Raw genomic sequence first — 23,840 nt, forward strand, 5'->3', positions numbered from 1 at the left:
CTACCAACAATCCATATCACATCAATATCAATAAATAAACAAATCCAAAATATGAAAGCAATCATTGTAGAAAAACCCAGTGTTGCGAGAGAAATCGCCCAAATATTACACGTAAATGAAAGAAAAGACGGCTATCTCAAAGGTAACGGCTATTATGTAACCTGGGCATTGGGTCATTTGGTGTCATTGGGAATGCCGGAAGATTATGGTATAAGAGGCTTTGAACAAGCCTCTTTACCGATCTTTCCAAACCCATTTATAGTAATCCCAAGAAAAATCAAAAAAGCAAGTTATTATCAGCCCGATCCATCCGCTTTAAAACAGTTGAAAGTAATACAATATGTTATAAACCAATGTACAAGTATTATCGTTGCTACCGATGCTGGAAGGGAAGGCGAACTGATTTTCCGATATATCTACGATTATCTGAAATGCAAAAAGCCTTTTGTAAGGCTTTGGATTAGTTCATTGACTGAAAGAGCCATTCGTGAAGGTTTTGAAAAATTGCAACCCGGCTCAGATTTCGACGGATTGTATCGGTCTGCTAAAGCAAGAAGCGAAGCAGACTGGCTTGTCGGAATCAATGCCAGCCAATCATTGAGCATTGCTGCTAACAAAGATGTCTATTCTTTGGGAAGGGTTCAGACACCTACACTTTCTCTTATCTGTAAAAGATTTGAAGACCATCAAAATTTCACGCAAAAGAAATATTGGCAAATCCGGCTAAAACATCGAAAGGATTATTTGGATTTTACAAGTCTTTCCAATCAGCAGTGGGATGATAAGAAGGCAACAGAGCAAATTCAAAAATCCATAGAAAGGGAGGGAAGGGCGACTGTAGAAGATGTATCAGTCAGTAGTGTAAAAGAACCAGCTCCATTGCTTTTTGATTTGACGGAACTCCAAAAAGAAGCCAATAGAAAGCTTGGATTGTCTGCTGATGAAGTCTTGCAGACTGCGCAAAGCCTTTACGAAAAGAAATTTATTACCTATCCAAGAACCGGGAGCAAATATATTCCCCAAGATCTTTGGGCAGAAATCCCGGAATTGATTAGAATATTGAAGCAAACTGATCCATTCAAATCAGCCATCACTACGCTAAAATTCGGAAACTTCAACAAACGTATCGTCAACGATCTGAAAGTAACAGATCATCACGGTCTTTTACCCACAACAAAAATTCCATCCGCTTTAACAGCCAGTGAAAAATCTATTTATCAGATGATTGTATACCGATTATTAGAATCATTGTCGGAGCACTGTTCCAAACAAATTACTCATGTAACAATCAAAGTCCATCACTATGAGTTCAGTATAAAAGGTTCAAAAATACTCATTAAAGGATGGCGTGCTATCAAAGGTATATTGTCTGATGATACTCATCCAAACCAGACTCATAATTCCGACAATGATACAAAACTCTTGCTTTTGGAACTTCCGGAGTTCAAAAAAGGAGAGGAACTAAAAATCTCAAAAACAGAACTGCTGGAAAAACAGACCTATCCTCCAAAACTCTTTACGGAAGCAGATCTTTTATCTGCCATGGAAAATGCAGGAAGACATATCGAAGACAAGGAACAGCAAAAAGCCTTAGCCAGTATCGGAATCGGCACTCCTGCAACTAGAGCTTCGATTATTGAAATATTGATCAACAGAAATTATATCACAAGAAAAAATAAAACACTGATTCCTACCAACAAAGGCTTACAGGTCTATCATCTAGTAAAAGACAAGAAAATTGCCAATGTCCAGATGACCGCAGAGTGGGAGATGGCATTTAATCAAATCGAAAAAAATGAACTCGATCCAAAACAATTCATTAATAATATTAAAGATTATACCGCAGAAATTACCAAAGAACTTTTATCGCTAAATATCCCCCAAAAAAATATTCCCGAACTCAAATGCCCTAAATGTCAAAAGCACAACCTTATCATCAAAGAGAAAATCGTTAAATGCCCAGATGAACAGTGTAATTGGATTCTCTTTAGAATGATATGCGGAGTACAACTCAGTATTAAAGATCTTACGTTATTATTAACTCAAAACAAAACATCATTAATCAAAAACATGAAGAGTAAAAACGGTAAAAATTTTAATGCCTATATTGTTTTGAAAGATGATCTAACTACGTCTTTTGAATTCATAAATCCAATTTTAAAGAAATAATATAGAATTAACTTATATTTGTTACAAACTAATATTATCGGTTACATATGCCCACCAAACCTAAGATCAAAATAATGTTATCTTCTACTGTGCATGGTAGTCAACATATTATTGAATCAATATATGCTACGTTGGTACGTTTTGGATACCAGGTTCTTTGTTCGCATATGGGAACTGTTTATCCAAAACCAGGTCTGTCTCCTGAAGAATCTTGTTTAGCCGCTGTAGAAGAGTGCGATTTTTTTTTCGGAATTATTTTCCCACATTACGGATCAGGAATTACTCATAAAGAGTTTGCTAAAGCAGTCGAGCTAAATAAACCAAGAGGTTTTTTAGCTCATTCTCATATTCCGTTTTTAAGAACTTTACTTAGAAAAGTTATGTATGATGAACATGGAAATAGAACAGAGTTCAAATTAGATAAAACTACTGTTTTAGATAGTTTAGAAGTTATAGAAATGTATAATTTAGCTATAGGACATGGGCTTCCTTTACAAAATAGATTGTGGACACAGGAGTTTAGTAAGTATGAATTAGATGGAAGTCCGTTTATTAAGACTTTATTTGAAGATTACCCAAGATTTGAAAAAGATTTAAATGAATTGAAAAATGGAAAATAGTAATCTTAAAAATTTAGTTCAAAAAGGAGAGAATGATACCTTGGCATTTCTTGAAGATTTAGATTTAAATCAGATAGCTATAACTCTTTCTAGTCTATTAAATCATAAAGGAGGAAATTTAATTGTCGGAGTTACTGATTCAGGTAAACTTAAAGGTATTTCAAATCAATACAATCTTAGTGATATTAAGTCTTTTCTAATAAATACAATTATCCCGGAAAGTCCTATTGAAGTTTTCGAAGAATTATTCAATGGTAATTCATTTTTAATATTTAAAGTTTGGGAAGGAACAAGACAGCCTTATATATTTAATGGTGATATCTATTACAGAAAAGGAAAATATACCAGTAAAGCAGACTCTAAAGAGCTTTCAGCATTAATACATGACCGCCAGAAAAGTGAACTTCATTGGGAGAGACAGGCTTCTTTAGGTTTTGAATGGGAAGATTTAGATCATAAAGGTATACAGTCAGTAATGAATGATGCTAAAGTAAACAATAGAAGCAGTTATCAGGGAGAGGATGAATTAGAATTTTTAAGCCATTACGGTTTATTTAATAATGGATCCTTTTCTAATGCATGTATTGTACTTTTTTCCAAAAACCCTGGGCAGTTTTTACCGCAAACCCGAGTACGCTTAACTGAATATCCAAGTAATAAAACTGGAGACAGCTTAGTAAGAGATGAGCTACTAGAAGGAAATTTATTTGTTATCAGAGAAAAGTTAGAAAAGTTTGTTTCTGGTATGGGAACAAAAAGTATATTCTCACATGAAGAATGGAGACGTTTTGATTTTCAATATCCTGAAAAGGCATTACAAGAAGGTATTATAAATGCCTTAATTCACAGAGATTATAGTAGGTTTAACAGTCATCTGACAATTTCAATTTATCCGGATTCTTTTGTAATTGCAAATAGTGGTAATCTACCTGAAGATATGAAGGTTTCTGATTTAAAGAAAAATCACCGTTCATTTCCAGCAAATCCAGATATCGCACAAATTGTATTTTTATTGGGTTATATTGATAAGTTAGGACGTGGAACAGTTAAAATAATTGAAGAATGTAAAGCTTCAGGGCTTAGAGAACCTAAATGGACTAATAAAAGCAATGAGGTTGTATTAACTTTTTACGGTCCTGTTGCTAATACTGGTAACGAGTCAGAAGATAGAGCTAATAATAGTAAGGATGCTTATGTTATTAATGATGCTGTAGATGATGCAGTAAATGATGCAGTAAATGATGCAGTAAATGATGCGGTAAATGATGCAGTAAAGACTAGATTAAAACATACAGTTAAACTTATGTATACCGAAAACTCAGTTACTCTAAAAGATCTGGTTTCCCGCTTTAACAGCTCCAGAGCAACAATTCAAAGAGATCTTCTATTATTAAACGCAGGTAATTTAATTACAAGAATAGGCTCAGATAAATATAGAGAATATACTTTAAATGATGCACTAAAAAAACAATTTGATGCGGTAAGAAATAATAATTGATGCACTTAATTTGATTCTAAGCATGAAAAAAAAGATTTGACTTTTTAAAAAAAATAACATAACTTTGGCTTCAGAATTACATATATGTAATTCTGAAGCCGTGTTAATTGTATTTAATGGTTAAGTCGTTGATAGTTAATTAATTATATTTATGGTTAAAGATTTAGAATATTATTTACCCACAATGGAATTCTATATTTCTAAGATCATTATCCCGGTAATCAATGATAGTGAACTCAATGATGTCATTTCTGTGATTAAAGACAGTAGAGGTTTAAAAAGTCGCAAGAGGGAAGAAGTAAAGGATTTTGTTATTAATAAATTTGTTAAAGAAAAAATTTTAGGAACTCCTAATCTATATTGTTTCAGCACTGATGTGGATATTTTAGAAATATATTCGGCTGTCTCCAGAATTTCTTTTTTCAGCTACCAAACTTCATTATACATTCATTCATTAGTAGAAGAACTTTCATATGATATTTTTATGGTCAAAGAAAGGAAGCCTTATGACCAGCAATCAGAAAATGTGTTGACACAGCATTCAATAGATGCATCATTTAAAAAAGATCCAAGATTAGCAACAAATAAGAGAGTGCTAAAAGGTCATCAAATCAATATTATTACCGGGCAGTTTCAAGATAATATAGGAGTCAAGAAATCTCAACAATATTTTATTGCTGATCTAGAAAGAACATTAATAGATTGCACAGTCCGTCCATTTTATGCAGGAGGGTCACACAGTGTGCTAAAAGCCTTTGAATCAGCAAAAGGAAAGCTTAATACAGAAGTATTGTTTGAGTATTATTCAAAAATGAATTTTACTTACCCATATCATCAGGCCTTAGGATACTATCTGGAACAATCAGGATATGAGGAAAGTCAATTCGAACCCTTTTTAGAGTATGAGCAGGAATTTGATTTCTATCTGGAGTATAACATGAAGAAAAAATCATATGACAAGAAATGGCGTATCTATTATCCAGTCTAAAAAAATACAATGGTAAAATCTGACATTATCAAAAGCTTTAAACCAAGCTTTCACTATATTCGATAAGGAATCTTTGATTTTTTAATTATTACATTTTCATATTCCAATTTTTTCAATAATCCTTGCAATGATGCCTTTGTAAGATCAAAATCTAGAGAGGGACCCACAATAATTTCCTTAATGGGAAGTTTTTTATTGATAAACGTATGCTCAACCGTATCGCCACTTTCTGCAATACGTTTTTTGTATTCTGAATATTTATTTTGCAGAATTACATAGGGTACCAGCATTGTTTCAGTAGCTCTGTAAAGTACTTCATCATCACCATGTTTAACAAAATTTCCATCAATACTATATTCCAGCCTGAATTCTTTTTCTTCTTCAAAGCCATCACTCTTATAACTGGATACTATTCTATGCAGGAAATCAATGATTGAAAGTCTTGCAAGTCTTTCATAACCATAATCACTCCAGTCAAACCTATCTTTTATCTGTTCATAGTTTTCAATAATAATCTTAATAATATCTTCTATAGTTTTCAGTTGCTTTTGATTATTGTATAAAACCGGTGAGCCTTTTAGTGGCTGCTCAATTGAGTCTTCGAGGCTGTGTAAATCGAATCCAATAGAAATTCCCTTTCCTTGATTTGCATAAGCTCTCCATTGACTTAGCATATCACCTTCTTTCGAAAAACAAGTTACGAAACGTTCCGTTTTATAAAAATCTTCAATTTTTTCCTTAACCTCATTCAAAATTGAATCTGAATAATTTTCAAGCTGTAATTTATCAATAACTTTCAAAACCTGTTCAACTCCGAATTTAAACTCTTTTTTATCGTTCAAATAATTCAAATTAGTACAAAAGAGTGATTGAGACTGAATAATTGCGCTGAAGCTCGGTAAAGAGGCATAATGATAAACGATTCTACCAAGAGGTTCATTGGTATTAAGATTTTCTTCTTTAAAAGCATATTTCAGAATGATGTTGGCAAGGTCATGTTCAAAATTTCTCCATAATCCACTTGTCATTTTGGTTTTGTTATCCATAGATTTTTTTCTCTAATTTCTAAAATGTTACACTATAAAATTAAGAAAATTAAAGCCATTATCAATAATAGAGTGCGAATTTTCCCACATCAATTTTACTAAATATTCTTATAAAAATTCCATCTTTGACTGAATTAATGTATTATAAAACTAAATTTTAATTTTCAGATCAATACATTTATTGTAATAATTATTATATTAGAATTAAAATGTTTACAGTGAACATTCACCTTGTATTAAATCTAAAATTCTTAATAAATCAACGAGATGTTCAGCTTTTGTTCTGTTGGATATTTGAAAAAGATTTATTTGTTTAGTTGATATTTACTCGTGAACTAGTAATCAATGAAAAATCTTTGTAAATCGAAAATTTTAAAAGGTCTTTTCAAAAAGTATTTGTTCCAGATCTTCCAAGGGAGTCCAGATTCCGGATTTTACTTTTAAATAAGTTTTACAGAGTGAGACAATCTTATCTTCAGTCCCAAATCTGATTTTTTTTCTTTCTAATTCGGTTAAACCTTCGAAAGCATTGACACTGAAGCCGAAAGTCGATAACAATAATCCGCTTTCCTGCGTTTCATTACAAATTACTTTCAAAAATTCTTTTACATACTTTTGACCCAGCTTCTGGGACTTCCAATGTTTAATTTCAACCAAGTACCTTTTTGCAATTCCTCTTTTGTTTATTTGTAGAATCAGATCTTTCCCACCATCTTTGCTCGAAGGTGTCAGCTTTACCTCAAATGCTAAGCCTTCAAAAACTTCTGCAATCATTTTTTCTAATTCTCTCCATTCTACTTTCAAAAGAAAGTTAGAATCTTCAGCAATTTTCTCAATAAATGTTTTGCTTAGAATTTTAATAATATCTTCATAATCCCGCGTATCATTCTCAGTTTCTATTTCTATTTTAGATGTCCAAGACTTAAGGTCATCTAAGGTTAACAGTTCTACTTTTAATGGATCTGAAATATTTACAAAACGGTAACACGAATTTGAAAATCCTGCAGGAGCGAACATTATAAGACGATCGTAAGGATAGTTGAAAGCAAACGAGACTCTCTCATGAACTCGTTCCTCTCTAACATTTTTATCAGTGTTCTGGAGAGAAATACATATTCTGTCACGTGAATTCTCTTTGAAACACATAAAGTCGAAGTTACTTCTATCAGTGCTTGGATTAAGAATAGTTTTAAAACCATCGTTGGCTAAAAGCTTTGAAATAACCTGATGAAATGTAAAGCAAATTTCACGGTCATCCTTCGGGCTTGTTATAGAATTCTCTAAAACAAGAATGTCGCGAACAAGTTGATCTTTTACGGTGGGTGTCATAAATAACGTCTATTGCCAATTTTAAAAATAAGTAAGATTTACACAATTATAATATTAAAATTTAAAAATCACAATCCAGCATTTCGATTTTATGAAAAAATAAAGAATCCATATATCTCCATATACCTCCGGGTTGACCGTAAACCATATTCTCACGTTGCTCGCTCTGGTAAAGCATTCTTAAAAGTATTTCTTTGCAATACTCAATATTATTAAATGATACCATCACTTTCACAACGACTTGTGCAATTGCAGGCGCCTGATGTTCAACCGATAATATTTCGAAAGTTTTCAGGTTTTTTGTTTCAAAAACTTTTCGAATTCTTCCGGCTTCTTTACCGATATTAAAATCATCAGAAAATAAAAATATCTGTTTTGCCATCAGACCATAATTTTTATTCAGCCAGTTGGTTAAAAATAGTACAGCATCACGCTCTGGGGTAAATTCTGCATAATCTTCAATTATTCCATTTGAGGGGAAATCGACATTTAACATAGGGTTTCTAGATTTCCAATAATCCATATATTTGTCAGTTTCAGCACGTTTTTCTTTTTGAATTCTATAGTTAATAGTAGTGTTTTTCAAGTCTGAAAATGCCTCTCTAAGAGTAGTTTTCTTAGTTTCTTTTGGTGGTTTTTTTTTATTTTTTTGTAAAGCTTTAGCCCAATCATTAATAGCGAATAATGTTAGCCATGCTTTACCTGCAACATATTTATTAGCATAAGAAAGGTCTCTCCCGTGCAATATTCCATTACGGTAGGGGAAAAATATTTCTTCAGTAGTTGTTGCCTTTCGTGTGACATTTAAAATATCTCTAAGCTTGCTGAGACCTGAACTATGTGCCGCTATAGAATCCCAGGCGGTCAAATCTGTGTTTTCAGCAAAAAAACCTTTACTTTTACTGAGATCATTGACAGTACCATCAATAATCATCAGTAGTAGGGGAATAGCTGAGTGAAATCTTTTGGCTTTAGTATCTTCGTAGGCTGCATTAATCAAACTATTACGGATTTTAAACTCAGGAACACCATAAGTTGCTTTCACTAACCATTGCATTTCCTGAGTAGTGTAATGATCGGCAAGTTTCTCTTCAGCCGCTTTAATATTATCAGCTTTTGCTAAACTAATGCATTCTAATATAAGATTGTGATTACCAGATTCATGAGCAATCCAACCTAATTCGCTGAAGTAATGATTGAATTGGTCAGGACTTTTAGAAATTTCTTCAAACTGCTTTTCAATATCATCAAAATATTTCAGGTCATGCAAAATTCCTTTCGCTGTTGAACTGAAAGGAGCTAAAAATGATGCAATTTTCTTAATTGGCTTTACTCCCTTTAAATTATTTCTGAACTCTTCAAATGACGAATTATCTTCAATTTTATCACTCATGATATAAAAGTAATTTTACTTAAAATGAATTTACAAAATATGGTAGACGCTCTAAAATTTTACCTAAATTTCAATTTTTCCAATTTATATTTTCTATCTGTGATAAACATATAGCTAACGACTTAATGAAAATATCTAATTTTAAAACGATAGGATTAGTCTCAGAAAAATAATCTACAGGATTTTCAATTTTTTCGCTGTTATACCTGTAACTATCTAGCTTATACTTTGAGCAGAGACATGAATTTAAGAATAGCATTCTGATAATAACAGCACCGACATTTAGTTGATTAAAAAATTCCTTTGCCATTTTATTATAATAACTGTTTTCTTCAATTGTTGATATGATGTCTTTTTGAGGGAAATCTTTATCAGCAATATATATGCGAAGATTCTGAAAATACGACAAGTTAAAATCCAGTTCGTACAGATTTTGAGTACTTTGCTCAATTTCTAATAAAGTTTTATTAACTAGTTGCTCGTCAGTTAATTTTTTTATTAAGGATACAAATTCAGTAAGCTCTTCGTTGTGAAAAACCTTTTCCACCTCATCTAATATCTTAAAAACTTTAATGGGTTCATGTCCTATTTTCTTTAAAGCATTATTGTCAATTATGCCTATCTGCAAGCCCAAATATTTCACTGCCTTTTCTACAGCCTGATGATAAAAATATATAGCATTATGGAATATCTGTAGTTGAAACAGTAATTCTGCACTTTTTAAATCGACTGTGGCTAATTTTATTAAGTCATTCATAATTAAACTTTATGGGAGATTTTAAATATATAATTACAAAATAAAGGCTTAAGTATGCAGTGTATTTGCGTAGTTTTAAAGTTTATTATAATTTACAGAAAAATAGTGATGTAATTGTCAAATATGACAAAATTGTTGATTTGTATCGGTAGAGATATAGTTTTGTTTCTATAATCTTCGGGTTTCTTAAATTAAGATTTTATTATCACATTATTTTATTTGATCTCAAACAGCATTTCCCTTAACGTCTACTGTTTCAGATTTAATGCTACAGATCAGTGTGTAAAGATTATCTATTAAATTATTAATATCGAACTCTGCTTGTAAAGATATTCCAAACGTTAGCCAACTTTGATTTAATAACTTTGGACTTTCACTGGTAAATAATTTCATTATTTCAGTAGATTTTTCAACTATCATATTCATCAGAGTAAGAAACATTACTTTTGATAATGAGTTCAAGCAAATGATCAGAATGTTGTTGATAGAGTTGATCTAACTTTAAAATTTAATTGACTTTTAGATTGATTTGTCAGAAAGGTTTTGAACTTGGAAACTTTGTAAATTTTCCCACTGAAAGTATATTCCATAATAATCAGTAATTTGAATATTTGCTATAACACATCATAGTCAGACATTTTGAAAAATTCTATTCTGCTTTCATCAATTCCAATCTTTTTAAGACTCTTAAGAAAGGTTGTTTTATCGTCATTACTGTAATAACTGACTTTCCATTGTACTGTTTCAATGCAGTGTTTTTTTATCAATCTAAAGTAAGGCATATCGATAGAATTAAGAGAATGTCCTAATATTATAATCTCATTGATGTCTTTTAGGCTTTTAAAGAAGCTTTCATGTATGTGAATAGTATCTTTTACTGGTTTTTTCAATCCAAAAAAAGGTTGTTGAGCATTAGCTTCTGAATCTGAAAACGGAGTTCTGGTGCTTTCACCATTTTCATCAAAGAGGGGTTGTGACTTTAAGTTTTTGTTGTGACCGAATATCATGCTTCCCTGATCATTTTCAACATCACCGTGGATATGAAGTATTTTGTCACTTGGGATTTGATAGACTTCCTCCAGTGTCATAGTGTAATTAAAGGTAAGGAAAACAGAGGTTTCTTCTAAATCAAGTTTTCTTTTGGTTGATTCGAGATTGAGATCAATCAACCAATCTTCGAATGCCTCTCTGATTTTATTCACTAAAATTTCTGTCTCCTCTTCCAGTTCATCTTCAAGACCAAACAATGAACTTGGGTTGAAATTCTCGTGCAGTACATCAATATTATTTATTTCAGCAAAGAAAGCTTTCCAATTGAATGTGCCTAAATCATATTCAAAGTTTGACCACAAATATTTCTTATCAGAGTTTTGTTTTGTAGTTAAGGTAAAATATTCTTCAAAAATATTTTCTAAATCTTGATTATTTTCAATAACAAATAAGTGAAAATCACTATAGGTAGTTGGTAAATTGTGATATCTATCGAATCCGTTTCCTATAATATAAAGTGTATTCATATATTAATTTTTAATCAGGTATTTGTAAAGCTAAGTAATGTAAACACACTGTGCAATACTAGATGGATTCTTTACATTACTCAACCGTCCCAGTCATATTTTTTTCAAAAAGGTAAATACCTTGTTTTTGTTCTAAAAATTCACGAACGAAATATGTAATTCTTACAATCTCTTTTACATGATAGGGTGCATTGCCAGGAACTTCAAACTGAGCAATCTGGTCGTTATAATTATTCATTTCGCTTCGAAAATTTAATATCCCAGCTTTTTTATCCTTTTTTCTGTAAGGACTTACAAAACTTAAATTTAATGTTTGAACTAAATTCCAAGAATTTTCAATTTTCTTTTTATTAAAATCTTTGTGCTTAAAATACAGATTAGTAAACAACACCATATCAACATTACTATACTTATCTTTACTCTGAAAAGAGTCCTTAGTAAACAATCCTTGGGACGCATAAAGATAGCCAACCCAGCTTTGCATATCTGCTGGATCATCACAACCTACAAGTAAAATATTGATTTCATTTTCGTCTGAATCAGGATTAAATTTCTGATGAGCAGACTCTAAAAAATCCTTAAGATTATTGTCCATATTTTTCAGTATTTTGTGTGGTTTTAGTGGCTCTCCTTTATTGGTCGATCCTTCATCAATAGAATTTGAAATAAACCCCATCACACCTATCATATTATCAAATCTACCTGATGACAGATATTTATAATAATCAGATTTTTGCACCTTTTCCTTATCTTCGAAAGTAGCGCACTTAACTTCTACATTATAAGTAAAGCCATGAGATTTAAATTGAACATCGATATCCTTTTTATTTTCAGGATTCACTTTTACTTCAACCTTAAAATCTTCTTTTTCACAAAAATAAGTTGCTACGGACAACTCGCAAGCTGACTGAATAAAAGCTTTTTCATCAAATTTCGCTTTGTTCAGCTGCATTTTATCATCCCAAAGTATTTTAAAATCTTTAGAAGACATGTAGTTTTTAACTTTTGAGACGGATTCCATAAATTCATCAAAATAATTATTGCCGGAATCTTTGGCAATTTGCAAATAGTGATTGTCTGAAAGCTTCAGAGTATTAAATTTTTCAATCATGTAGTTATTAGTTTATTTTGGAAATGTTTAATAATTATAAAAGGTTTTCAATGTTACGAGATACATCCGCAAATTTTCTAATATCCTTATTAAAAACCTCAATAAGTTTAGAAGTAATGGAATCCATATCCAGATAAGCAGAATTTATTTGGTTTGCCAATAAATTGACATTATTCGCTTTTTCACTTTTTTCAATGAATGGAAAAATATTTTGGGCTAGAGGACGTATATGATTTTCCACCAAAAACTTTCTACTTTTTAATGAGGTTGGTTGATCTCCCACAAAATTGAACACCTCTCTATCTTGATGAAGTTCGTTTACCCAGTTAGAATAAAAATCTTTATATCGCTCCTCTTCATGTTCATCCGTTATGCTCGAAAAAAACACGTTTGAACGAAGAAGTTGCCAAGTAGAATAAATTTGCTCTTTATCCAAATATCTTTGTCGAAAGAAATTCAGTTCATTAGTAAAATAATTTTGATAGGTACCAAAGAAATCCGAATCAATTAAAAACTGTTCAAGAACTGGAATTTTAGCAGTGTCATTTTTTGTAATATGTCTTTTAAGATCAACTAAATTGATCTTGTCGATAATATTATTATTTAATGAGGTTGGAATAACTGGATTTTTAAAATCGCCACTTTGTAAACTGGCTACAAAATCCTGTAGATTTTCTATAGTGGCTTTAACAGCTTGATTTAAATTCGGAAGCGAGTTGATAAAAAAATCAAATGCATCTTGAGCAGCATCTCTTCTTTGTTTAAAATATAATATAAAAGCGACGCTGAAACCAACTAGTCCAATGATTATAGTAGAAATTCCAATAAATATAGTCCATTGGTCTAAATTAAAATTCCAATTTTTACAAAGAACATAGTATGTATTTGTAGTATTCATAGTTAAAGTTTTTAGGGATAAAAAATAATAAAATAAAAGCACTTTTTGATTATCAATACAATGGATGTGAAAATTTATTATAGTATTAATCGATAATTAGTTTTTGCAACAGAATTTTCAAGTAGCTTTAACAGACGTAATTGCTCACATCATTGCACTACCATTTAAAGGGATTAACAATAATTTTTTAATTCATCTAGAGAATTTAGTTTAATCTGTTTTAAACACTCTAACTGATGATTATTAGGAAGGTCAATTAAATCAAACTCATCTTCATTATTATTAAGTTCTATCACAGCATCATTACCGACTACAGCATGATCTTTATGCTTATATAAGGAACATTCGCCCGCAACCACGAGCTTAAGTTTTTTAGTAGCTTCTGGAGTAATTGCAATGTTAAATCCTTGACCATTCACTCTAACACTTGGATAGAAAATGCCATCAAATCCCTGTTTTATGGCAATCTCTGAAAAAATTGCGGAAATCATATAGTCATAATCAGCAGAAATATTTTCTTTTGAGAATTGCTTTGCTAAAAATGTCTGAATTTTTAAAGACTTTTGAATAATGTCAGGTACTTTATTCAAAATCTCTTGTGGAATATTTTGAGTAGCTGAATTATAAGAATATACAAGTTCTCGGGTATAACTACTTTCTTCAAAATAATTATCTTCATGAATAATTGACAATAGCTTTAAATCCTCAACAACTTGCCATTTTCCAAATGAAATTTTTTTGTACAGACTAGAAGATTTATCTCTTAGTTGCGGAATAGATTCAGTTACTCCTATAATTCTCAGATTGTCAAGTTCTCCAGGTTCGGGTTTATCCGGTACAGCCGTTGCATAGAACATTGTCTGATATGGGGTACTCGCCCTTTGATACGTTTTATTAAATTTCTGAGGTTTGTAAGAAAAGTCACCTTTTGTTCTGTATCTGATGTCCTCAGATTCATGGGGACGGGCTCTCATTACAATTTTTCCAGCATGGAAATTAACTTGCATAGAACAAATGATTCCGATTTGACTTAAGAGGTATTTTATTTCTTTTTCAGGATAAGTAGAAAGATCCAAACTCTGAAGGTCTTCTATAATTTTTTCTATTTGCATTGCTTATTAGTTTTTTGATATTTACTTTTTAGTAATTTAAATTTAGTTAATCAGGTTTTGCTGTAATGCCATCTTTAGATTCTAAAATGATTCTATATAAATCTGATGGTATATCTGGATAATCCATACTAGGACGATCTAAATCATTTTTGAAGATATTTACTAATTTGCGGGCGTTTTCTAAATCTTTCCTTTCTGGTCTGTTTAAAGTATCTTCTAAAAATTTATAGTATAGATCAACTTCTTTAATTAGTTCCTTAATATCGTGTTCTTTAGCGAATCTATAAATATATTTCCAGATTAAAAGACCATTAATAGCAATCTGGAAATTATCAATCCATATAAAAGAGTCATAGATTAGGTTATAAGCAAGATGAACGCCTGTTTTTCCATTTTCAACTAATCTTTCTGAATCATAATCTCTCGAGCTAGGAAAATATGTGTAAACTAAAGAATTAATTTCTTCGGAAACTTTTATGCTCTCGGAGCTTCTAATGGATTGAGATACAGAATACAAAAAATCTAGTACTGAATGAGCTATTTCTTCGTTTCTGTGTTTATAAAATTTGAGTAATTTCTTGAGTAATTTAATTTTTTTCTTTATAGATTTACTATTGAACTTGTCTTCTATTTTATCAATTTTCAAAATGATCAGCGCAGTTTTAACAACAGCTAAGTTAGTCTCATAATCGAAGGTTGTCTTAGAAAAATCATTTTTAATATTTAACTGCCTGTATTTATCATAAGAATTTGGAAAAAAATTTGCAATTATCGCTGCAGATTGGTTCATCGTAAGTAGCTCACTTGAAATTCTTGCATTGTCATAAATAATATATTTAAAACCTTTACTATTATTTTTTAGACTTTGGAGTTTATTCGATAGTCCTGAAGAAGCAATTGTAGAGTAAAATCCTATGAAGCCATCACAATCAAATTTCTTTACTCTGTCAGAAATATCTGGTTCATCGGTATCAGTAACCGATCTGTTTGAATGCGCTTTATGCTTGCAACTCACTAGCCACATTGTTTCAGATGTTCCGCTAAAACCTTTTTGTATTTCCTTGACCAACAAATCTTTTTTCCCGTCGGGACCTCTATCAGGTCTTTGGACTATTTCAAAACCTTTTGCTTCTAAAAATGCACATGCGAATTGTTCAAAAAAATCTTGGTATTTACCACCTTTATTTGACGGTGGAATATCAGCAAAATTAACGATCATGAATAAAATTTGTATTTCAAATATACAAATTTATCACATCCTCTAGATATCTGTGATTTTTACTATATTTACAAAAACCACAAATATGAAAACACTAAAAATCTACAGCGCAATTGCAACAATCTTAATCATTACTTTGTCTGTACTACTTTATCAAAGCTATACAAAGCTCGACACTTCTAAGGAAACATTAAAACAAAAGGAGATAGCATTGCAACAAAAAGCTAATCTATTAAAATAAACAGAAGAGGTTTTACAACAATGTTCTGATAGGTATTATAATGAAATTACCAAATAATGTAAAATCTGAAGTTTAGATTCTAATCTGGAATATTGATGCCTTTGGCATTTTCGAATTCTTTAAAGAACTGTTCTAAGGAATATTGCTCATGTCTAAGAACATTATAAATAGTTGACATGGGAATATTATAACCTTCCGGTAATTTTAGTTTAGAAATTGTAGACGACGTTATTCCACAAAGCTTAGCATATTCATTTTGTGAAATGACTTCGCCTTTTTGGTTATGATACTCACGTAGGAATTTACTTTCGATAAAATTACACAGGTGCTTATTCACAAGTGCATTCTTATTGTTTAAAACTTCTTTATCTAGCATCAAATCTTAATCTAGATCAAAAAAATAAAATAATATAAAAAATACTGTTCGCTAAAGCGAATGATTTGCTTTTTTTTATTATATTTGGAAATGTTTACTTATTAAAGTAAATTTGCGATACTTCAAAGAAATTAATGAAGCTATTGCTTAGAATCTCGACTTGAAAACTGGTACTTTAAAAGCAGCGAGAGGATAAGTTTGCGGCTCACGACCTAGGCGTGGGTCTCTTCCTCTTATCTGTTGCACGGTATACCAGTACCTCAAGTCGGATAATGTAGAGTTCCATGCCGTCTTTTTTCAATGCTGTTCGCTCATTTCTACATTACAATCTAAGCCCTGCTTACAAAATAGTATCATGCACGATACAATAGGAGGGTACAACCTATTGAGGCAATAAAATGCCAACTTGGGACACAGATTTCATTCATATTAAATTCTTTCCGGTGCCTTGCGGTCACTGCTTGCAGAACCTCACCAGTCCTTTTTCATACCGAAGGGCATCAGGAAAGTCTTTACATTATCCACGTGAATCAACAACAGCAAAATTAAAATCAGAAGAAAAAAAAGAAAAAGCCCCTTCCCATACAGTTTGACGACATAGGGAAAGAGCTGAAATCAGTTATTTAATTAAATTAAAAACCTTTACAAATCTATGAAAAAATCCTATTACAATATAGGAGGTATTTTCTTTGGCCTTATGCTGACAACAGTAAGCATCAATATACAGGCTCAAAAACGCGCCATTTCCGGTACGGTCACTTCATCAGATAAACCCCTTGCAGGAGTTGTAATCTCTCAGGAAGGCAGTGATCAGGTAACACTTACCGGCAATAACGGAACCTACCGACTGGAGGTTAATACAGAAAATCCCATCCTATTGTTCAGACATCCTGATTATGCAGAAGTAAAAATTACAGCAAATAATCAGACCGTCGTAAATGTCAGCTTAGAACAAAAAGTAAAGGGAATCGAAGAAGTTATTCTCAACGCAGGCTACTACAAGGTTCGAGATAAAGAAAGAACCGGTAGTATCGCCAAAGTTTCAGCAAAAGATATAGAAAATCAGCCTGTTACCAATGTACTTGCCAGTGCCCAGGGTCGAATGGCAGGAGTAAGCATTACCCAAAACTCAGGAACTCCCGGAGCAGGTTTTGATATTCAGATACGAGGCAGAAACAGTCTTCGCACACGTGCGAATTCGGATACCGACGGAAACCAACCCCTATATATAGTGGATGGTGTTCCGATTGGAGGAAGTGTTACCTCAAGATATGGAGCCGGAATTTTACCGAATGCCGATATCAATCCTTTAAATGCAATCAGCCCCAACGATATTGAAAGTTTTGAAATTCTCAAGGATGCTGATGCCACCGCCATCTACGGTTCGCGTGGAGCAAATGGAGTAGTACTCATTACCACCAAAAGAGGAAAGAGAGGAAATGTTAAACTTTCCCTGAATTCTTCTTATGCTCTGAGTCAGACTTTATCCAACCTCAAGATGATGAACACAGAACAGTATATTGCCATGAGAAAACAGGCTTTTGCCAATGACAATATTTCTGTGTATCCTGCCAATGCCTATGATGTGAACGGTGTTTGGGACAGCAACCGTTATACTGACTGGAGGAAAGAACTGATCGGTAATTTTGCCACTCTGTCCAACACACAGCTTTCATTAAGCGGAGGAAGTGAAACCACAAGTTTTCTGGTAAGTTTAGGACACATGGAACAGACTACTGTATTCGGTCAGGATTTCAGGTACAGAACCAATACGGTTTCCGGAAATATCAGCCACCGCTCTCAGGACAGAAAATTCAGTTTTAATTCATCCAGTTTATTTTCATCTTTAGATAATAATCTGATCAATTCTGATATCACAAGGAATGCGTACAGTCTTTCTCCTAATGCACCCGCCTTATATGATGCCAATGGAAATCTGAATTGGGAAAACAATACGTTTACCAATCCCGTTGCCGCTTATGAGAATTCATATTCCAATGATAATCTTCAGTTGATGAATAATATGAGTGCGGAATATGAAGCATTTGAAAATGTCAGGATTAAGGTTAATGGAGGATTTAACTATAATACCCTTGAAGAATGGTCTTTACGCCCAAGTACAGCCTTTAATCCTTCCACAGGAGCAACTTCGCTTAATTCACAGTCTTCCAAAAGCAACATGAACCGTTTTTCTATGGTCGTCGAACCACAGATCACCTGGCTGTTTAAAAAAGGAAAACATCAGCTGGATATTTTGGTGGGAGGAACTTATCAGAGAGATACCAACGGATCAGGTGCTATTCAGGGAACCGGTTATGAAAGCAATGCCTTTATCAATAATATCGGAGCGGCACAGACCAAGGTCATTCTGGATCATATCACCACAGAATACCGATATGCAGCATTTTTCGGAAGGGTTAATTATCAGTTTGATAAAAAATATATTGTCAACATTACCGGTAGACGGGATGGAAGCAGCAGATTCGGAAGCAATAACAAGTTTGCCAATTTCGGTGCGGTAGGAGCAGCATGGCTGTTTTCAGAAGAGAATTTCTTGAAAGATAGTTCATGGTTGAGTTTCGGAAAACTGCGAGGAAGTTTTGGTTCCTCAGGTAGTGATAATATCGGAGATTATCAGTATCTGAATACATTCGCAACATCAACACTGATTTATAACGGAACATCAGGACTCAGCCCAACCAAATTATTCAATCCTGATTTCAGTTGGGAAAGAACAGTGAAAATGGAAGCGGCTCTTGAACTGGGATTGTTCAAAAACAGACTGAACCTTACGGCGGCATATTACAGAAACCGCTCCGGAAATCAGTTGGTAGGCTACCAGCTTCCTGCAGTTACAGGGTTCAGTTCGGTTTTAGCGAACTTGGATGCGGTTATTCAGAATACAGGCTTTGAATTTGAATTGAGGGCAGATGTTCTGAAATCTGAAAACTTCTCGTGGAACAGTTCTTTTAATATAACATTTCCTCAGAACAAACTGATTTCATTTCCAGATCTTGAAGGTTCTACCTATGCCAACAACTATATTGTTGGAGAACCCATTTCAATCATTAAACTGTATCAATTAACGGGTGTAAATCCCGCTACAGGATTATACAGCTTTACGGATTTCAATGGTGACGGAAGAATCTCATCATCGGACGATCGCCAGATTGTGGAAAATATAGGTCAACGGTTTTTTGGAGGATTCAACAATGAACTGAGATACAGAAACTGGAACTTATCTTTCCTTTTGCAGTTTGTAAAACAACAGAGCCGAAATTACAACTCAATTATATCATCAACGGGTATTATGACCAATCTTCCAGTGGAAGCGCTCAATGTTTGGTCTCCTCAAAATCCAAACGGACTTTATATGCCGTACCGATCTGTGAATTCATCTTCTAACATTCTTTTTCAGACCAGTACAGCCAGTGTATCTGACGGATCGTTTATACGCTTGAAAAATGTTCAGATTAATTATACCATTCCTATGCGCTCATCAGTATTTCGGGAAGCTAAAGTCTACTTTCAGGGACAGAATCTTCTGACATGGACGAAATATTTTGGAATTGATCCTGAATTTACATCCGTAGGTTTCTTACCACCTCTACGGACTTACTCATTGGGAGTACAGCTGACCCTTTAATTAAATGATCTTGAATTTGAATTATTAAAACAAAAAGAAAATGACAACAAATATTAATAAAATAACAGCAATAGCAGTGCTTTGCGTCCTGACTATACTGATGTCGTGCGAAAAAATGCTGGAAGTTGAGCTTCCGGAAAATCAGATGCTGTCTGAAACAGTGTTTCAGGATGCCCAAACCGCTAATTCAGTACTTTCGGGATTGTATGCCGGACTTTGGGAGGCTTCCCCGATTGCAGGAGATCAGAGCGGCAGAATTCTGAGTCTTTACACCGATGATCTGACGTACTACGCAGTCAACGCAACCAACGGGCTTCCCGAGATTTCTAACAACACATTGATAGACACCAATCAATTCGTAAGCTCAATATGGTCTGCAGCCTATCAGAAAATATATGTAAGCAATTCCATTATCGAAGGACTTGATAGCTCCAGTTCTATAGCAGCTGCTGAAAAAAACAGAATGACAGGGGAAGCTTTGACCATCCGTTCTTTGCTCTTTTTTTATCTGCAGCAAATTTATGGTGATATCCCGTATCCCGTTACCACTAATTATCAGATCAATCAATCCATTGCGAAGACAAATTCTGAGGAGGTTTTACAGCGAATTGAATCAGACCTTAAAGAAGCAGTGGAACTGTTACCGGATCAATACCGTTCTGCAGAAAGGATTTTCATTAATAAAAAAACGGCTCAACTGATGCTTGCAAAAGTTCAGATGCAAAGATCAAAATATGCTGAAGCTGAAACTACTTTAAAAGCAGTCATTCAAAGTCCTCTGTACCAATTTCAGAATGATATTACAAAAGTTTTTCTAAAATCAGGAACTCACATAATCTGGCAACTCAAACCAAAGAACAGTGGTGATCCTGTCAGAGAAGCTACCCTCTATTATTTTGCCAATGTTGCACCTTCTTCTATGTCCCTGTCTCCATCTCTTGTCAGTTCATTCCAGACAGGTGATCTTCGTAAACAGTATTGGATGGCACCTGTTACCGTAGCAGGAACGACCTGGTATCGTGCAGAAAAATATAAAGCAAGATCTGCTAATACAACGGAAAACTCTATCGTTTTCCGACTGGAAGAGGCTTATCTTCTTTTAGCTGAATCTTTGGCTAAACAAAATAAGACTGCGGAAGCGCTTCCTTACATCAATCCTATAAGACAGAGGGCAGTTCAACCCCTTTTGACAAGTTCAGTTTCACAGAACATTCTCCTAGATGAAATTCTGAAAGAAAACAGAAAAGAGTTTTTTACGGAAATGGGTCACCGGTTTATAGATCTGAAAAGAGCGGGGCAGTTGAATATTTTGCAAACGACTAAGCCAAATTGGAAGGACTTTCATAAAGTTTGGCCTCTGCCGCAGAAGGAACTGTTAATGAACTCCAATATGAACCCTCAAAATACAGGATACTAATGAGAACCGTTTGTCTTTTATTATGGCTTTTCTCAGGTATCCTGATCAAAGCACAGAAAACTGATGCCGAAATGGATCAATGGATGTCTCGTTTTTCAACAGCAATAGGTGGCTTGCAGGTAACAGTTGATCAACGGTTTGCCTCAGTAACGAAATATTACAGGAAGAATTCAGATACAATTCTGATTTTTGATACAAAATCAGAGAAAAAGATTGTAGATACTCTGCTAAAAAAAAGCAAAGTAACATTTCTGAATAACACTCTTTTATTTGCCGTAGGTAACAATACAGCAGAACTGATAGAGCTGCCGTCAAAAAAGAGCAAGAAGTTTGATCAAATAATTAGTGGAGAAATTCTGTCAGTATCAAAACAGGTGGTTCTCCTTGATTATGCTAAAAGTATCAATATCTATGACTATAAGGGAAAACTTCTGCATTCTTCAAAAGGAGTGCAGGATCTTATTTCGGATGGGGACGGCAGAGTATATCTGGTTTATAAAAATGGTAGCACCTCTGAAATTGCTGTATGGAATGGTAAAACTGTAAAAACGATACATACAACGAGCAATGGTATTAAATCAATAAAGTACCTGCCATCAAAAAAGTTCATTTCATTGACAGAAGAATATCGGAAAGCAGATGATTTAGAATTAAGTATTTCTTTAATCCGAACATCCGATAATTATTTCTTTAAGAAGAAGGAAATAAGTTCCGGTGGATTTGAATCAGTTAAAATATCTGAGGTTCATGATTCAGATAAGTTCCTGATTGATTTTCAGCATATCCAGCAACCACAGAAAGATAAAATGGTTGAGGTATGGTATAGTGGAGATAAACGGCTACGGGACAAAAAAGACGGAACAAAGCATCATCGGTACTTACACTGGAACATTTCAAAAGATGAGATCATAGAAATACCGGCAGATCGTTTTTCTGATTATATCGGGATGAACGATGCCCGCTACCTTTGGGCATATCATACGGACGAAGAATTCACCTACACAGGGTATCGGAGTTTTAATGTATTCAGATATGATACACATAGTGATAAGGCTGAACGTATCTTTGACAATGTCGAAGAATTGGTCATGAGTGAGAACCGCAGATTTACACTTGCATACCGTATTGACAAAAAAATGTGGATCTTATATGACCATTTTCTTAATAAGACAAAAGACATTGAGACTACTGAAAAGCTTAGCAATCCTGTGATGATGTCTGATCAGGCAGCCTTATTTGAATGTGCAGACGGGTTGTTCAGATATGATCTGATAAAAGGCAGTTCAAAAAAAATTATTGTTTCAAAAAATTCAAAAGTGACCTTTCATAATTTACTCGGAAACATGATCTATCATTTAAGTAATTTTAAATTTGTCGAAAGAAGTGCCGATGCAACGAAACCTTTAATATTACAAGTAAAAAGAACAGATCATAATGATAACGGCTATTTCACATTTCTGAACGGAATGATAAAGAATATAATTCCTTATGCTCCCAACAGAATAAAAGACTTTAAATATTACAAAAAGAAAAACAAAATATTTACTGTAGAGGAAAATTTTAATGTACCCGCTAGTTTGTATTTAAGTGAAAAAGGTGATCCCGAAAAAAAATTATTGTACCGTACAAATTTGCATGATCAAAAAGCAAAGCTTATCAAACAGGATATTCTATCTTATAAAAATAGCGCAGGAACTTCTTTAAAAGGAATTCTTACTTATCCTGTAGATTTTGATCCCTCAAAAAAATATCCTGTCGTCGTTTATATTTACAGTTTACTTTCCGGAAGTGCGGATAAGTACATTTACCCTGACTGGGGTAATACTGGTTTTAACAAACGTATCCTTTTGGAGAACGGCTACTTTGTTTTTCAGCCTGATATCGTATACGATAAAAGAGGAACAGGTATATCTGCTCTGGATTGTGTGAACAGCGGTTTGGATGAAATTGTAAATCATCGAAATGTGGATGCATCCCGTTTAGGGTTGACCGGTCATTCTTTAGGAGGATACGAAACCAATTTCATTGCAACACATTCCAAACGCTTTGCAGCATACGTTTCAGGTTCCTCATTGGGGGATATTCCTCATTTTTACTTTTCGTTCAGCGATTTTTTTAATGTTGCCAACTATATGCGGTTTGAAAACGGTCAGTTTGAAATGGCATTTCCATATGCTGCTAATAAAGACCTGTATTTCCATAACAATCCGATTAATTATGTTGAAAATGTGAGTGCACCGGTCTTGATATGGGCAGGAAAAAAGGATACTAATACTCCTTTGGATCAGCCTATGAGTTTCTTTATGGGATTGTTGCGAAATGATAAGATGGCTGTGGCTTTACTGTATGATAAGCAGGAGCACTCTTTAAAGGATGATTCTGAGGAAATCAAAGACCTTAATAATAAGGTAATGGATTGGTGGAATTATTTTTTAAAAAAAGAGGAAAATATTGACTGGATTAGTCAGGAAATGAAAAGGGACGCTCAATAGCGTCCCTCATC

Annotated in this window: 18 protein-coding genes; 8 read left to right on the plus strand and 10 right to left on the minus strand. The window is 33.4% G+C overall.

The annotated features are described in order from the left end of the window. The first annotated feature begins 51 nt into the window (after nucleotides 1-51). From AB671_RS05625 to AB671_RS05640, 4 genes are all read left to right on the plus strand, one after another. Nucleotides 52-2,169 carry a type IA DNA topoisomerase gene (locus AB671_RS05625; RefSeq protein ID WP_066674493.1) on the plus strand — a complete coding sequence of 706 codons (2,118 nt, stop codon included), beginning with the start codon at nucleotides 52-54 and terminating at the stop codon, nucleotides 2,167-2,169. A gap of 74 nt (nucleotides 2,170-2,243) precedes the next feature. After that, nucleotides 2,244-2,789, plus strand: coding sequence for a DUF4062 domain-containing protein (locus tag AB671_RS05630; protein WP_185114055.1), 546 nt, complete (start codon nucleotides 2,244-2,246; stop codon nucleotides 2,787-2,789). Next, nucleotides 2,779-4,287 carry an ATP-binding protein gene (locus AB671_RS05635; protein WP_066674487.1) on the plus strand — a complete coding sequence of 503 codons (1,509 nt, stop codon included), beginning with the start codon at nucleotides 2,779-2,781 and terminating at the stop codon, nucleotides 4,285-4,287. The genes AB671_RS05630 and AB671_RS05635 overlap by 11 nt, the downstream gene beginning before the upstream one ends. A 151-nt stretch (nucleotides 4,288-4,438) precedes the next feature. Next, entirely contained in the window at nucleotides 4,439-5,275 is an 837-nt protein-coding gene (locus AB671_RS05640; RefSeq protein WP_066674485.1) for a hypothetical protein, read from the plus strand. 53 nt (nucleotides 5,276-5,328) lie between these two features. Here the strand turns inward: AB671_RS05640 and AB671_RS05645 are convergent, their stop codons facing one another. From AB671_RS05645 to AB671_RS05690, 9 genes are all read right to left on the minus strand, one after another. After that, nucleotides 5,329-6,321, minus strand: a complete 993-nt coding sequence (locus AB671_RS05645) for a DUF2971 domain-containing protein (RefSeq protein WP_066674482.1) — start codon at nucleotides 6,319-6,321, stop codon at nucleotides 5,329-5,331. A 372-nt stretch (nucleotides 6,322-6,693) separates the two neighbouring features. Continuing rightward, nucleotides 6,694-7,650: a restriction endonuclease gene (locus AB671_RS05650; protein WP_066674480.1), complete on the minus strand. Its 957-nt coding sequence runs from the start codon at nucleotides 7,648-7,650 to the stop codon at nucleotides 6,694-6,696. A gap of 61 nt (nucleotides 7,651-7,711) precedes the next feature. Next, nucleotides 7,712-9,043: a hypothetical protein gene (locus AB671_RS05655; protein ID WP_066674477.1), complete on the minus strand. Its 1,332-nt coding sequence runs from the start codon at nucleotides 9,041-9,043 to the stop codon at nucleotides 7,712-7,714. A gap of 70 nt (nucleotides 9,044-9,113) precedes the next feature. Then, nucleotides 9,114-9,800, minus strand: a complete 687-nt coding sequence (locus AB671_RS05660; RefSeq protein WP_066674474.1) for a HEPN domain-containing protein — start codon at nucleotides 9,798-9,800, stop codon at nucleotides 9,114-9,116. Nucleotides 9,801-10,414: 614 nt separating this feature from the next. Further along, entirely contained in the window at nucleotides 10,415-11,317 is a 903-nt protein-coding gene (locus tag AB671_RS05670) for a bacteriophage abortive infection AbiH family protein (protein ID WP_066674468.1), read from the minus strand. A 76-nt stretch (nucleotides 11,318-11,393) separates the two neighbouring features. Beyond that, nucleotides 11,394-12,428: a hypothetical protein gene (locus AB671_RS05675; RefSeq protein WP_066674465.1), complete on the minus strand. Its 1,035-nt coding sequence runs from the start codon at nucleotides 12,426-12,428 to the stop codon at nucleotides 11,394-11,396. 34 nt (nucleotides 12,429-12,462) lie between these two features. Further along, on the minus strand, nucleotides 12,463-13,326 hold the full coding sequence (locus AB671_RS05680) for a hypothetical protein (RefSeq protein WP_066674463.1): 864 nt from the start codon (nucleotides 13,324-13,326) through the stop codon (nucleotides 12,463-12,465). A gap of 173 nt (nucleotides 13,327-13,499) precedes the next feature. Then, entirely contained in the window at nucleotides 13,500-14,438 is a 939-nt protein-coding gene (locus tag AB671_RS05685; protein ID WP_066674461.1) for an RES domain-containing protein, read from the minus strand. 46 nt (nucleotides 14,439-14,484) lie between these two features. After that, nucleotides 14,485-15,657 (minus strand): restriction endonuclease, encoded by a 1,173-nt coding sequence (locus AB671_RS05690; RefSeq protein ID WP_066674459.1) that lies wholly within the window; start codon nucleotides 15,655-15,657, stop codon nucleotides 14,485-14,487. 85 nt (nucleotides 15,658-15,742) lie between these two features. On the opposite strand from AB671_RS05690, the gene AB671_RS22195 reads away from it, so the two are divergent. Beyond that, nucleotides 15,743-15,898, plus strand: coding sequence for a hypothetical protein (locus tag AB671_RS22195; RefSeq protein ID WP_157444138.1), 156 nt, complete (start codon nucleotides 15,743-15,745; stop codon nucleotides 15,896-15,898). 79 nt (nucleotides 15,899-15,977) lie between these two features. Here AB671_RS22195 and AB671_RS05695 read toward each other — a convergent pair whose 3' ends face one another. Beyond that, the gene (locus tag AB671_RS05695; protein ID WP_066674456.1) at nucleotides 15,978-16,274 is read right to left on the minus strand and encodes a hypothetical protein; all 297 of its coding nucleotides are present in this window, start codon (nucleotides 16,272-16,274) and stop codon (nucleotides 15,978-15,980) included. 652 nt (nucleotides 16,275-16,926) lie between these two features. On the opposite strand from AB671_RS05695, the gene AB671_RS05705 reads away from it, so the two are divergent. The 3 genes from AB671_RS05705 to AB671_RS05715 are packed head-to-tail and all read left to right on the plus strand — an operon-like array spanning nucleotide 16,927 to nucleotide 23,829. After that, nucleotides 16,927-19,920, plus strand: coding sequence for a SusC/RagA family TonB-linked outer membrane protein (locus tag AB671_RS05705; RefSeq protein ID WP_066674452.1), 2,994 nt, complete (start codon nucleotides 16,927-16,929; stop codon nucleotides 19,918-19,920). A 40-nt stretch (nucleotides 19,921-19,960) separates the two neighbouring features. Further along, complete coding sequence (locus AB671_RS05710; RefSeq protein WP_066674449.1) at nucleotides 19,961-21,337, plus strand: RagB/SusD family nutrient uptake outer membrane protein; 1,377 nt, start codon at nucleotides 19,961-19,963, stop codon at nucleotides 21,335-21,337. Further along, the gene (locus AB671_RS05715) at nucleotides 21,337-23,829 is read left to right on the plus strand and encodes an alpha/beta hydrolase family protein (RefSeq protein WP_066674445.1); all 2,493 of its coding nucleotides are present in this window, start codon (nucleotides 21,337-21,339) and stop codon (nucleotides 23,827-23,829) included. Before AB671_RS05710 ends, AB671_RS05715 begins: the two co-directional genes overlap by 1 nt. The last annotated feature ends 11 nt before the right edge of the window (nucleotides 23,830-23,840 follow it).

Source organism: Chryseobacterium sp. BGARF1 (genome assembly GCF_001677955.1).
In the GTDB taxonomy this organism is placed as follows: domain Bacteria; phylum Bacteroidota; class Bacteroidia; order Flavobacteriales; family Weeksellaceae; genus Chryseobacterium.

Coding starts and splice junctions, on each gene's coding strand:
- AB671_RS05625 (WP_066674493.1), top strand. CDS start 52: ATGAAAGCAATCATTGTAGAAAAACCCAGTGTTGCGAGAGAAATCGCC.
- AB671_RS05630 (WP_185114055.1), top strand. CDS start 2,244: ATGTTATCTTCTACTGTGCATGGTAGTCAACATATTATTGAATCAATA.
- AB671_RS05635 (WP_066674487.1), top strand. CDS start 2,779: ATGGAAAATAGTAATCTTAAAAATTTAGTTCAAAAAGGAGAGAATGAT.
- AB671_RS05640 (WP_066674485.1), top strand. CDS start 4,439: ATGGTTAAAGATTTAGAATATTATTTACCCACAATGGAATTCTATATT.
- AB671_RS05645 (WP_066674482.1), bottom strand. CDS start 6,321: ATGGATAACAAAACCAAAATGACAAGTGGATTATGGAGAAATTTTGAA.
- AB671_RS05650 (WP_066674480.1), bottom strand. CDS start 7,650: ATGACACCCACCGTAAAAGATCAACTTGTTCGCGACATTCTTGTTTTA.
- AB671_RS05655 (WP_066674477.1), bottom strand. CDS start 9,043: ATGAGTGATAAAATTGAAGATAATTCGTCATTTGAAGAGTTCAGAAAT.
- AB671_RS05660 (WP_066674474.1), bottom strand. CDS start 9,800: ATGAATGACTTAATAAAATTAGCCACAGTCGATTTAAAAAGTGCAGAA.
- AB671_RS05670 (WP_066674468.1), bottom strand. CDS start 11,317: ATGAATACACTTTATATTATAGGAAACGGATTCGATAGATATCACAAT.
- AB671_RS05675 (WP_066674465.1), bottom strand. CDS start 12,428: ATGATTGAAAAATTTAATACTCTGAAGCTTTCAGACAATCACTATTTG.
- AB671_RS05680 (WP_066674463.1), bottom strand. CDS start 13,326: ATGAATACTACAAATACATACTATGTTCTTTGTAAAAATTGGAATTTT.
- AB671_RS05685 (WP_066674461.1), bottom strand. CDS start 14,438: ATGCAAATAGAAAAAATTATAGAAGACCTTCAGAGTTTGGATCTTTCT.
- AB671_RS05690 (WP_066674459.1), bottom strand. CDS start 15,657: ATGATCGTTAATTTTGCTGATATTCCACCGTCAAATAAAGGTGGTAAA.
- AB671_RS22195 (WP_157444138.1), top strand. CDS start 15,743: ATGAAAACACTAAAAATCTACAGCGCAATTGCAACAATCTTAATCATT.
- AB671_RS05695 (WP_066674456.1), bottom strand. CDS start 16,274: ATGCTAGATAAAGAAGTTTTAAACAATAAGAATGCACTTGTGAATAAG.
- AB671_RS05705 (WP_066674452.1), top strand. CDS start 16,927: ATGAAAAAATCCTATTACAATATAGGAGGTATTTTCTTTGGCCTTATG.
- AB671_RS05710 (WP_066674449.1), top strand. CDS start 19,961: ATGACAACAAATATTAATAAAATAACAGCAATAGCAGTGCTTTGCGTC.
- AB671_RS05715 (WP_066674445.1), top strand. CDS start 21,337: ATGAGAACCGTTTGTCTTTTATTATGGCTTTTCTCAGGTATCCTGATC.